Below are 12,574 nucleotides of genomic sequence, written 5' to 3' on the forward strand. Positions count from 1 at the left end.
AAAAAATTAATGTGGCTTTCTTGAAGAAAATTTCACTCTTAACAGGGCTTAACTTAATTTAACAGAAGATTCCTGTAATCAGTGTGTTGTGATGGGTTTGTTAAGTTTGTATATTGATTAATATTAGATGGTGCTAGTTTTGTTTTAGGTTGTTTTGTCGGAGGAATGCACTTGCTGGGTGATAGTTTGGATTCAAGTTGTTTGCCGTCTCGTAAAAAGAAGAGGAACACGAATGAACGCTGATTGGGCGAATTATCACGGATTTTAATTGAATTATTGCTTGTTATAGAATGGCCACTAATGCACGAATGAATGGGAAGATTGGAAATGTTGGGATTAACACGAATTCTTGTTCGTTAGCTCACAAGGGGGAATCTCTAATTCGGTGGTCAAGATTATTTATTTTGGTCAGTGTTCAGCAGGCTCCCTTTAGGGTTTGGGGCAAAACTGCTGAATTGATTACTCAATAGAAGAAGAACCCTTGACGCTACGGTCAGGCTAAACGCGAATTTTCGCGAATTAAAGAGGTACTTGTTGCCACGAATTCACAAATGGATGATGGAATGTGAATGATTAGGATTTACACGAATGCTTGTTCCCTCAAAAAAAGAGGTCCGCTAATTTACGCGGATGATACTCGCACAGCTCGTAAAAGAAAGTTGCCACTAATGCACAAATGAATTGTATGACGTGATATACTTGGATTTCCACGAATGGTGCTCGCTGGCTCGCTTTAACGAGGAACCGCTATTGTCAGGGTTAAAACGTTAATTATAGTGGATTATACCCCAACATGGTCGTTCTGTTTGGCATGCAATCTGAAACACAACACAAAAGCCCTGAAGGGGCGACTTATGCTAGCATGGTGCGAAACGAAGTGAAGCGCCATGATAGTGATGTAGAATAATGTTAAAGAACCGCACGTTGGTGGTGAGTTACCAAACAGAAAGGTAAGCGGTGATAATGGAAATATAGGTAAACGCAGGAAGGGATTTCCGGCTGAGCAAGTTGCTAGGTTTTAAGCGACGGAGAATATTTCCGCGTATACTTGACTATGATAGAACCGATCCTCAATCCTCCGAGGGCATAGCGTGATGTGCTAGAGCCTTCGGAGGATTTGCCTTCGCCAGCTCTCCAACTCGTTTTGTAATCCTAATCTTCTAGGTATACTCAAATTTAACTTTGAACCATAAGTTGCCACTAATTCACGAATAATTATATGACATGATATGTTGGGATTTACATGAGTGCTTGTTAGCTCAAAAAAAGAGGTCCGCTAATTTGCGCGGATAAATTGAATTTACGCGGATGATACTCGCACAGCTCGTAAAAGAAAGTTGCCACTAATCTATCTGGCTACGCAGCCTGTCTGACTTCGCAGCAAGGCAGGCTAGACAGGTGCACGAATGAATTGTATGACGTGATATACTTGGATTTACACGAATGCTTGTTCGCTGGCTCACAAGGGGGACCCGTATTGCTGCGATCAAGTTTACAACTTTATTCAGTGTTTAGCAGCCTCCCTTTAGAGTTTGGGGCAAAACGGCTGAATTGGTTGCTCAATAGAATAGGAGCCCTTGACGCTACGGTCAGGCTAAATGCGAATGAACGCTGATTAGACGGGTTCTCACGGATTAAAATTGGGAACTCATTTGCTTGTTTCTTTGGATTTGGGTTTATCCATTTTAATAATACCTAAGGTATTTAACAGTATAATCTCAGGCTCTAATTAAAATTCCATGGGTTTCAACGCACGGAAATGATTTTCTCATGTTGTTTGGGTCGGCTAGAAAAAGCTTGTTTGGAAAATAGTTTTGGTGCCGACCTATGGCTGTTTATTTGTATGAAAGTGTTTAGTCCCTAATGATTTTTCAAGGAACCAAGGACGCTATCCCCTATGGGGCTATCATCCTTTAGTTTACGTCTTTTAATTTAAAACTTATTTCAACAATACAGACCCATCATCCAAAATATTCAATTTCCCCTCTGGAAAATCTTGCTGTGTAAGAGTCTGTAATTTCTTAACAGCACGATTACGAGAATCTAAGGTAGCTCCACCTTCTCCAATTTGTTGGGCAGAGAAAATCTTGCCATGCAAGAATTCTCCTTCGGTATTGGTATAGACTTTGACAATAGGAGCCAAACCATTGGGGCCACTAAGATTAAAGCGAGCATAGGTACAGAAATTGCCAAGACTATAAGCAATAAATCGGTCTTTATATACTTCTATAGCTCTGGCAACGTGTGGACCATGACCAAAAATGATATCGGCACCTGCATCTACCATGAGGTGGGCAAACTCATATACATTGCCTCGGTCTTCTCCATAAAACTCCTCTGTTTCTCGGGTTACATGCTCGTGCTCTCGTCCTTCTGCTCCACCATGAAAAGATACAATAACAATGTCGTTTCTAGATTTTAAGTCGGCTACTTTTTCCGAAGCCATCCTCAGGTTTAACATATCTAGGGTTGCTCTAATGGGAGCAAATGCGACAAAGCCATATTTCACGCCATCAATCTCGAACTCAGCAGTAGGTTTTATCTCCAATCCTCCATAATGAATCCCTACAGAATCGAGGAGTCTCATGGTATTTTTTCTGGCTTTCATTCCGAAATCACCAGAGTGATTATTGGCCAAGCTCATCACCGTAAAACCAGCATCCGATAAGCAAGGAGCATAGCGATCTGGCATTCTGAAAGCATAACATTTTAAGGTGTCTTTGCAGTTTTTAGTGGTTGGACCTTCGTTTAAAAAACAACCTTCAAGATTCCCAAAGGTAACATCTGCATCTTGTAATATTCCTTTAACCTCAGAAAGTAGCGGAGAACAATCGTCATTTGGAGGAAGGTATTTAGCAAGAGGATATGCCGTTCCTAGCATGACATCTCCTACACCAATAATACTGACCGTGTCAGGTTTTTGAGCAAAGGAGTTGAATGAGCCAATGAGAAATACGAGTATCAAGTTCCAAACGAAAAATTGTTTCATGAGATTGTTTTTTGCAAAAATAGGAAAAGAAAGGAGAATGGCGAGCATGAACCAGTGGTTGCGTGGTTACGTGATGACGTGATGACGAGTTGACGAACTGGCGAGTTGGCGAAGGGGTGAGTAGGCGAGTCTTTTATTGTAGGCTGATTTCTTTGATTTAATGTTCAAAGTTCCAAATTCAAAGTTTAATGTTGAGCTTCCAATTAGCAATTTACTCTAATTTCTTCTGCGTGCTTTGTAATTTTTCTTTGCGTGTTCTTTGCGTGGAATGGTAAAGTATAGTCAGGATCAATCGAGCTGGAGAGCTGGCGAAGGGGTGAGTAGGCGAGTCTTTTGATTTCTTTAATGTTCAAAGTTCCAGATTCAAAGTTTAATGTTGGGGTTCCAATTAGCAATTTGCTCTATTTTCTTCTGCGTGCTTTGCCCTTTTTCTTTGCGTTTTCTTTGCGTGGAATGGTAAGTATAGTTAAGAGTTGCTTGAAGCGAGTAGTGCAACCCTCCTGAATTGAGGCTGTTTAGTGTGAGACTAAACCTATCTAGGAAATATGTGGTTGGGTGGTTGGGTGGTTGTGTGATTGCGTGGTTACGATGGTTCTAGTATTGCAGCAATGAATACCATTGAAAAAAACTCCAGAATTAAATTCAACTATGGATATTCCAAAGCCAAAAATAAATTCTGAAGTTTTTAAGCCAATAGCCAATCGCTAAAAGCCAACAGCAATTTTCTAGCTTGTTTTCTTTACAAACTTAGTCAAAATCACAATGTTTTGTCCTTCTACTTTACCTTCAATATGTTCGTGATTATCATCAACCAAAGTAATTCTTTTTACAGAAGTTCCTCTTTTGGCGGTCATACTGGTTCCTTTTACATCTAGGTTTTTGATCAGCGTTACACTATCGCCTGATTTTAAAAGGGTACCATTGCAATCTTTATGTTTAGGACTATCATCATCAGTGCCATCCCCATCTGCTTGAGCAAACTTAAGGGTGGCATCATCTAAATATAACATATCTAATAAATCGCCTGACCAATCTTCATCTTTCAATCGATTCAGCATGCGCCATGCCATAGCTTGAACCGCTGGAACGGTACTCCACATGCTGTCATTTAAACAACGCCAATGGTTTCCGTCCATGGTTTCTGGTTCTTCAATTTGGCCTTTGCATGTAGGGCAAACCACTACGCTTTCATCCATACTCTCTGTAAAAGCCGGAGGAAGGTTATAAAACCCAGGATTCTCTGTGGATCCACAGAGCTCGCAGGTGTTGCCACTTCTATCTAATAAATCTTGCTTAACACTCATAATTAATCGTTTTCTTGGTATTCTTCAATAGCTTCACTCACGTTAATGATATAATCTCCAATCTTTTCTGTGATGGAGAACATATCGCTATAGAAAGTTCCCGTTTTGTGCTTGTATTTCTTTTCTTTTAAATCTTCAACATGTTGCTTGCGTAACATATTACGTTTCTTGTTGATCTTCTTTTCAATTTCAGTAGCTCCAGAAGTATCGGCGTCTTTATATTCCTGATCTAGGTTCCTACGCATTTCTTCAAAGGCACGGTCTATCAATTCAAACATTCCATTAAGTGAAGCAATTTGATAGTCGGTAAACTGAGATTTACTCTGTTTATAATTATCGAAAACTAAAGACAATTGATAAATAGCATCTCCAACGCTTTCCATATCATCAATCATTTTCAACATGGTTCTGATTTTCTTAGAACTTTCATGACTGATTTCACCTTCAGAAACTTTGGTTAGATAATTGGCAATTTCAACTTCCATATTATCTGTAATGTCTTCGTATTTCTCAATCTTAGCGAGGGTTTTATAGTATTTTTTGTTGTGCTCTTCTGTACTAAGCTTTTTAATAAAACCAAACATTTTTTCTAAACGAATGGCAAAGCTTGCAATTTCTTGACGTGCTTGAACCAATGCAATTTCACTAGTGGAAACAAAGCTAGTACTAATAAACTGTAATCTGAATTCCTCATCATCCTCACCTTTGTCAGGGACCATTCTGGTTGCAACTTTAGCAATAAAAGGAGCAAAGCCCAGTAAGGCAGCTGTATTGATGATATTAAAGCTGGTATGAAAAACAGCTAGGCCAATTGGGTATAACCATTTGATGCTATCGAAATCGGTAACAGATAGGTTGGTATTTAATAGTGATGCACCATGGCGTTCTTGTAAAAACCAATCTATTCCTCTTAAGAATGGATGGAATACAATGAGCATCCAAACTACTCCAAATATATTAAAGATGAGGTGAGCTCGTGCTGCGCGTTTTGCTGATACATTGGCCACATAGGCTGCAATATTTGCCGTAATGGTTGTTCCAATGTTTTCCCCTAAAACCATAGCTGCTGCCATTTCAAAGGTAATCAGTCCATTATAACACATCACCAAAGTAAGGGCCATGGTGGCACTGGAAGATTGGATAATAACCGTTAATATGGTTCCCACCATTACAAATATCAATGTGGATATAAAGCCCATATCTGTTAGGCTTGATAAGAAACTTAAGGTTTCTGCATTGTCAATGCCAGGAACGTTCTCTTTCAAAAACTGAAGTCCAATAAATAGAATAGCGAAACCAATAATAAATTCTCCCCAAGATTTTCTGGTGCTATTTTTCGAAAAGAATAGAGGGAAACTAATACCAATCAAAGGAAGTGATAAGAAACTTAAACTTACTTTAAAGCCCAAGATGGCTATAAGCCATGCGGTTACTGTAGTTCCAATATTTGCCCCCATAATTACTCCTACCGAAGCTACCAAAGAAATTAAACCTGCGTTTACAAAGCTCACAATCATTACGGTAGTTGCAGATGAAGACTGAATGGTTGTGGTAACCAAGAAACCAGTAAAAGCTCCTTTTAAAGGGTTACTAGTCATAGCGGCCAGAATTTGGCGCATTTTGCTACCAGCTACCTTCTGAAGAGCCTCGCTCATCAATTTCATCCCATAAAGAAAGAGTCCCAAAGAGCCTATTAGTGTTAGGATTTGACCTAAGATGTGAAAAAAGTTACTCATGTTGTTCTAAGAATATTTGAAGCGCCAATATTAGTGACTTTATTAATATTGAAAAAAGAATATGGTCTATTTAAAACCTCTCAAAATAAGGAGGTTCTAAATCTTTAGTTTATTTGGTGTATGTTTCTTTTTCTAGCCCTATTCCTGTCATCTTAATTGACTTCCACCCCTTAGGAAGTTTAGTGTTCAATTGTTGAATACCTTTTTCATTAATTTCTAATCCACCAAAACCAAATAATACTGCCTGAAGCATTCCTCCTGCACCAGTAGCAAAATATGGATTTGTACCATTTGCTGTTTCCGCTAATACAGAAAAAGGAGCTACTTCATTGTTTTTATAGCTCTTTTTAAATAAATCAAAAGCTTTGTCGGCTTCTCCCAGTCTAGAATAAATTACGGATAGAATGGCACTTCCCATTGCAGGACCTCTTGGAGAAAGCTTAGGTTCATAATAGTTCAAGTCTTTACGAATACTTTCTTCATCATCGATAATACTTAAGGGGAAGGCAAGCAGGTTTACATCGGCTTGTTTTATGATTTCACCATCATAAGTCTCGTTCTCTCTCGTAGTACCATCCTCAAATTTTAGGATGGGGATATTTGCAGCCACTTGTCGCCATTCAGGATTTGCTTCCTGACCTAATTCCTCAGCAGCTAGAGCACAATATTCCAACACTGTTGTTACCATTCCATTGGTGAAAGCATTATTGTTGATGTTCTCTTGGTATTCATTTGCACCAATTACATTATTAATTTCATAACGATTTGGACTTTTTCTTTCCACTCTACTCATCCAAAATGCAGCCACTTCTTTTAAAACTGGATATCCTCTAGTTCTTAGCCACTCTTTATCCTGACTTAACTCGTAATACTTCCAAAAAGCCCAGCCTATATCAGCCGTAATGTGTTGTTGAAAAGGACCTGTTAAAGCCCATACCGGTGTTTCTTCTGAGCCATCCTCAGCTGATTCCCAAGGAAACATAGCGCCATCAAATCCATGAGCAAAAGCATTTTCTTTGGCTGCTTCTAATCTATTGAATCTATACTCCAAAAGTGAACGAGCAATGTCTGGTTGAGTTAGTAATAGAGGAGGGTACATCCAAATTTCAGTATCCCAAAAAACATGACCATTATAACCCAATCCTGATAATCCCATGGGAGAAATAGAGAGGGCGCTGCCCTTACGAGCAAATGAGTATAAGTGGTAAAGAGCAGAACGAATGTCTCTCTGCGATTCTAAATCTCCATCTATAATGATATCACTTTCCCAAAGTTTTTCCCAAGCTTTAATATGTGCCGATTTGAGTCTGTCTATCCCTTCCAAATTAGCATAAATACTCAACCTTTCCACTTCGTTTCTAGGGTCATTATTATGAACAGAGCTTAAACTACTTCCAATAATAGCAAAAGTGTATGTGTCACCAGCTTTAATTTGGGTTTTAAACTTCATGGAATGTTTGTTATAATCCCATTCTTGATGGATGATTCTTGCAGGTTTTATACTTTCTTCGGGGAAGATAAAAGAAGTGGAGGCACTCAAGGTTTTTCCTCCTGGACTATAAGCCTCTGATGTTAACAAAGGTATTTGGGCATGAGGTCTATCAATTTCAGAGTAATAATTTCTATTATCAGAGAGATGATTTGGACTTATGATATTGTTGATGGCTGTAATTTCAATGTCTTCATTGGCTGATACAGTAATGATGCTCAAAGCACAATAAGGTAGATTGCGAAGCGACAAAAGTTCGTGATGTATACTGGCTTTATTTTGAAAGGTGAATTCTGTGACTAATGTAGCCGTTTTCATATCCAATGTCTGACTGAAATTATCAATACTGTGCCTATTGGTATGCTGACCATTAATCTCTAGGTCTAAATTCATATGGCTAAAGGTTTTGAGGATATTGCTCACTCTACCTCTCTCATACTCATCATATACGCCATTGAGAACTACATCTGCAATTTTCATAGGTTCTGGAGAAGATACCAAGCCTACCATACCATTGGCCAAAGTAATGCCATAATAATTTTGAGCATCGAAGTCTTTAGCTTGAATATGCCAAGGAGAAGAAGAAGAGTAATCCTGTGCTTGTAGGCTAAAAAAGCTTATCAGGAAAATGGCAATATGTGTAATTCTCATTTTATTTGTCTTAAAAGAGGTTTGAAGAATCAAAAATAGTCATTGTGTCGCTGAATTGCAAAAGAAACCTTAGAGATCCTCATCATTTTTATTGGAGTACCTGGATATTCTTCCTTGGCAATTTGCTCTTCTTTATATTGTTATACAATATAGAAAAAATCTATTATAATATAAATAATATTGATTTGACTGATGTTTGTTTTGCCTGTAGTTTTGCCATCAGAAAATTCAAATTAAAAATAATATAAAAATAAAAATTATGTCACAGATTGGAAAACAGATTGTAGATTTTAAAGTAGAAGCATTTATTAATAACGATTTTAAAACAGTAAGTAAAGAGGATGTACTTGGAAAATGGTCCGTATTTTTCTTTTACCCAGCCGATTTTACTTTTGTTTGCCCAACAGAGTTAGAAGATTTAGCCAACAAGTATGATGAGTTTAAGGCTACTGGTGCTGAGATATACTCTGTATCTACCGATACTCATTTTGTACACAAAGCATGGCACGATACTTCAGATACCATCAAAAAAATTAAATACCCAATGCTAGCCGATCCTACTGGTGTTTTAAGCCGTGGATTCAATGTCATGATTGAAGAAGCAGGATTGGCAGAAAGAGGAACATTTATAGTAAACCCAGCTGGTGAAATTGTAGCCTATGAAGTAGTAGCCGGAAACGTAGGTAGGAATGCCGATGAATTATTAAGAAAGCTAAAAGCTTTACAGTTTGTAGAAGCTAATCCTTCAGAAGTATGTCCTGCAAAGTGGGAAGAAGGTAAAGCAACCCTAAAACCAGGTATCGATTTAGTGGGAGTTATATAAATCACCTTAAACACAAGAATGATGGGGGAGGCTATTGTCAAAACCTCCTTCATTTCAAACCAAGTAGAAGTATTCACTAAAAACCCAAAGCCATGCTGGATCAAAATATAAAACAACAAGTTACAGGCATATTTGCTGAACTTAAGAACGAATACACATTCAAAATTCAAGCTTCTGAAAACCATTCTAAAAGAGACGAACTGACAGCGCTCCTCAAAGATGTGGCATCTTGTTCTTCTAAAATAAAGGTGGAAACTGAAACTCAGGAGGGGTTTTCTTTTGAAATTTTGAAAAATTCTGAGCCGACCAATATTGTTTTTAAAGCCATTCCTACTGGGCATGAGTTTTCTAGCCTTTTGGCAGCTATTCTTAATCTAGATGGCATTGGGAAAAACCTACCCGATGAAACCCTTAGTCAAAGAATAAAAAACCTGAAGGGGAAAATAGAAATTAAAAGCTATATCAGTCTCACTTGTACCAATTGCCCTGAAGTGGTGAAAGCATTAAATGTCATCAGTATTTTAAATCCTAATGTACGACATGAAATTATAGATGGGGCTCTCTACCAAAAGGAAATAGAGAAACTGAATATCCAAGCTGTGCCCACTGTTTATGCCAATGGTGAAGTCTTGCATATTGGGCGCTCCTCATTGGGCGAATTAATAGATAAATTGGAAAAACTGGTAGGCTCTGAATTTTTAGCCAGTACAGAAACCAAAGAGTACGATGTGGTGATTGCCGGAGGAGGGCCTGCAGGAGCAGCAGCTGCTATTTATTCAGCAAGAAAAGGATTCTCAGTGGCTGTGGTAGCAGAGAAAGTGGGTGGACAAGTGGCTGAGACCGTTGGTATAGAAAACTTGATTTCTGTTCCCAAAACCACAGGAAAAGAGCTCACTGCCAACCTGATGAAACATCTCCAGGATTATCCAATAGATATTTTTGAAAACAGAAGAATTGAATCCACTGAAATTATAGATGGCAAGAAATACCTTCATACTTCCTTGGGCGAGAAGTTTGCTGCACCTGCTTTAATTATTGCCACAGGAGCCAGTTGGAGAAAATTAGGTGTTCCTGGTGAGAATGAGTATTTAGGCTCAGGAGTAGCCTTCTGTACGCATTGTGATGGACCTTTCTATAAAGACAAAAAAGTAGTGGTAGTGGGTGGAGGAAACTCAGGTTTAGAAGCTGCTATCGACTTGTCATCTATCGCCACACATGTAACTGTTCTGGAATTCCTAGAGGACTTAAAAGGCGATCAAATTCTTCAAGACAAATTGAATGAGATGCCTAATGTGGATATCATCACCAATGCCGCCAGCCAAAGTATTGATGGGGATGGCCAGAAAGTAAGTGCCCTGCAATATCAAGATAGAACAACAAAAGAAGTAAAAACCATTGATACCGATGGCGTATTTGTGCAAATTGGCCTCAAATCGAATAGCGACGTGTTTAAAAACATAGTTGATACCAATAGATTTGGGGAAATTGAAATTGATGCCCATTGCCGTACCAGTCAAGCTGGAGTTTTTGCAGCAGGTGATGTTTCAATAGTTCCTTATAAGCAAATTGTAATTGCCATGGGCGAAGGTTCCAAAGCTGCTCTATCTGCCTTTGAGGATAAAATTAAGAATCGCTTGGGTTAATATAATTAAGGGTTTCGATATTTGCTTTCTTTGTTTTCCCCAACCCCAAGGGGAGCAAAAAAAGCACTGACTAAAGTTGCTTTTCAATGAAATAAAAGATTAACATTTAATCAATAAGGGTTCAGGCTCAAGATGCATTTAAATCTGAATGTGTTTTGAGCCTGTTTATTTTTCTGTAAATAAGATATACCATGCCCAGAAAAGCTATTAATTCACCGCCGATATTGATAGTTATATGTGCTAAAAAATGATCTGTAGTTAAAAGCGCATAGGCTTGGTTTATTTTTTCATCATATTCGGAACCTAATCGACCATCAATAATGGGAATGATGAACCAAATCAGTTGGATAGCCAAATTAACACCTACGCCCATGAAAAATAACCTTTTTACCTGTGGAGCTTTAGAATAATCAAACTGTAATAAATAATTCATCGTTCTACTAAAAATATATACAGCTACTGCTGCCGCAACAAAAGAAGCTATACCACTTGCGAAGAGTATATTTAAATCTATATAAAAAAGAAGCCTCTCTAAAAGCTTAAATATCAAATTATATATCCCTATTGGAAACAATGCACCAAACAGAATTCCAATGGAGATTTTGATGTATGTTTTGTTCTTGTCCATTGATTATTTTTGATCAACAGATTTCTTTTGCAAGGCATTTAAGAAATTCCTCAGATACTGATCTAACACTGGTCGATATGATTTATGATTGGGTTTGCGGAAAAAGGCACTCAATTCTGGTTTTCCCACTTTTATATCAATGGAAGCAAAGAGGGTAATGATATCTTCAGCCTTTAAATCCAAGGCAATTTTTAATTTCCTGAGGATGATATTATTATTTAAATGCTTCTCGGGATCCGGCGCTGGTCCTTCTCGTTTCCCGCGCTTCTCTACTATTAATCCATTCAGGAAAATAGCCAGTTCCTTATCTGAAATCTCTATCAAAAAAGGATCCTCCGTTTTTCTTAGCCAATCTATTACATCAGCCTCCTCTACTTGATAATCAGCTTGTTTAAAAATATCAACCATTTTAGCATCGCTATAGTTAAACAGATAGCGGATTCGTCTTAATATATCGTTTTTGGTCATTTGTCATTTGTTGTTTTTGTTTTGTAACATTTGATAGCACTATTTTAGTGCCAATACTATCGATTTATATTTTCATTCCAACACTAATTCTATAATACTTATTGGTAATTTTATCATAATATTCATGAATAGGCCTTAACCCATACCTATAGTCTGACTTTATAATTAAAGTAGTATTCGATATGGGACTCATGAAACCTAAACCCACACTAAGGCCAAGGTTAGTACGTATCTGGCTGGCTTTTTCATCAAAGTCATTTGTTTTATATTCCGGATGTCCTTCCTCATTAGGTAAACAAGAATGTGATGTTCCTTTTTTTCTCGCAGAGAGCGGAATGTCTACAAAAGCTCCTGACTCTATGAAGAACTTAAATCTTTCACCAAAATAAACTCTTGCATTCAAAGGAATAGAAAACCAGTTAAAACTATACTTTATATCTGTTGTATGTGCATAATGTCCACCATACATTCTATTTTTTGTTTGAGTGGTTTTATTATACTCTAGGCCAAATATAAGCTTCACCTTTTTGGACATAAGAAACGTCTGGTAAAGTCCCAATCCAAAACCATTGCCATTCTCAGTATTCTGATCTTTAAGGTTGGTTCTATTAAAAGAAACCATCACTTCTACAGAGTTTTCTGACTCTTCTTTCTGAGCCCATAAGACACCTGTGTAAAAGGTGAGTATGAATAGAATAATAGCATTTCTCATATTAATAATTTCATGACCACTCCTCATCTGTAGAATACTTTCGAATATTATTATAATGTCAAATTATATTTGCTCCAAGTGTTTTATACCTATTTAATATCGAAATGAGGCTTTGGTTCAATTCCTCCCAA

General features: G+C 37.7%; 9 protein-coding genes. 2 read left to right on the top strand and 7 right to left on the bottom strand.

The window, feature by feature from the left end; all coding sequences use genetic code 11:
• Positions 1-1,939: 1,939 nt before the first annotated feature.
• The 4 genes from HNS40_RS00840 to HNS40_RS00855 form a co-directional block, all read right to left on the bottom strand.
• Positions 1,940-2,989 (bottom strand): CapA family protein, encoded by a 1,050-nt coding sequence (locus HNS40_RS00840; RefSeq protein ID WP_172276229.1) that lies wholly within the window; start codon positions 2,987-2,989, stop codon positions 1,940-1,942.
• A 725-nt stretch (positions 2,990-3,714) separates the two neighbouring features.
• Entirely contained in the window at positions 3,715-4,293 is a 579-nt protein-coding gene (locus tag HNS40_RS23050; protein WP_172276231.1) for an alkylphosphonate utilization protein, read from the bottom strand.
• A 2-nt stretch (positions 4,294-4,295) separates the two neighbouring features.
• Positions 4,296-6,029, bottom strand: coding sequence for a Na/Pi cotransporter family protein (locus tag HNS40_RS00850; protein ID WP_172276233.1), 1,734 nt, complete (start codon positions 6,027-6,029; stop codon positions 4,296-4,298).
• 109 nt (positions 6,030-6,138) lie between these two features.
• Entirely contained in the window at positions 6,139-8,169 is a 2,031-nt protein-coding gene (locus HNS40_RS00855) for a glycoside hydrolase family 65 protein (protein ID WP_172276235.1), read from the bottom strand.
• Between the two features lie 259 nt (positions 8,170-8,428).
• Between HNS40_RS00855 and ahpC the strand changes: the two genes are divergently transcribed.
• Together ahpC and ahpF are read left to right on the top strand one after the other, a co-directional pair.
• Complete coding sequence (gene ahpC, locus HNS40_RS00860; RefSeq protein WP_172276237.1) at positions 8,429-8,992, top strand: alkyl hydroperoxide reductase subunit C; 564 nt, start codon at positions 8,429-8,431, stop codon at positions 8,990-8,992.
• 92 nt (positions 8,993-9,084) lie between these two features.
• Positions 9,085-10,635, top strand: coding sequence for an alkyl hydroperoxide reductase subunit F (ahpF, locus tag HNS40_RS00865; protein ID WP_172276239.1), 1,551 nt, complete (start codon positions 9,085-9,087; stop codon positions 10,633-10,635).
• A 127-nt stretch (positions 10,636-10,762) separates the two neighbouring features.
• Here ahpF and HNS40_RS00870 read toward each other — a convergent pair whose 3' ends face one another.
• From HNS40_RS00870 to HNS40_RS00880, 3 genes are all read right to left on the bottom strand, one after another.
• A complete protein-coding gene (locus tag HNS40_RS00870; RefSeq protein ID WP_172276241.1) occupies positions 10,763-11,263 on the bottom strand; it encodes a hypothetical protein in 501 nt (166 codons plus the stop codon).
• 3 nt (positions 11,264-11,266) lie between these two features.
• Complete coding sequence (locus HNS40_RS00875; protein ID WP_172276243.1) at positions 11,267-11,731, bottom strand: DUF1456 family protein; 465 nt, start codon at positions 11,729-11,731, stop codon at positions 11,267-11,269.
• Positions 11,732-11,795: 64 nt separating this feature from the next.
• Positions 11,796-12,443: an outer membrane beta-barrel protein gene (locus tag HNS40_RS00880; protein ID WP_172276245.1), complete on the bottom strand. Its 648-nt coding sequence runs from the start codon at positions 12,441-12,443 to the stop codon at positions 11,796-11,798.
• Positions 12,444-12,574: the final 131 nt, after the last annotated feature.

Origin of the sequence: Lentimicrobium sp. S6 (genome assembly GCF_013166635.1) — a bacterium.
GTDB lineage: Bacteria > Bacteroidota > Bacteroidia > Bacteroidales > UBA12170 > UBA12170.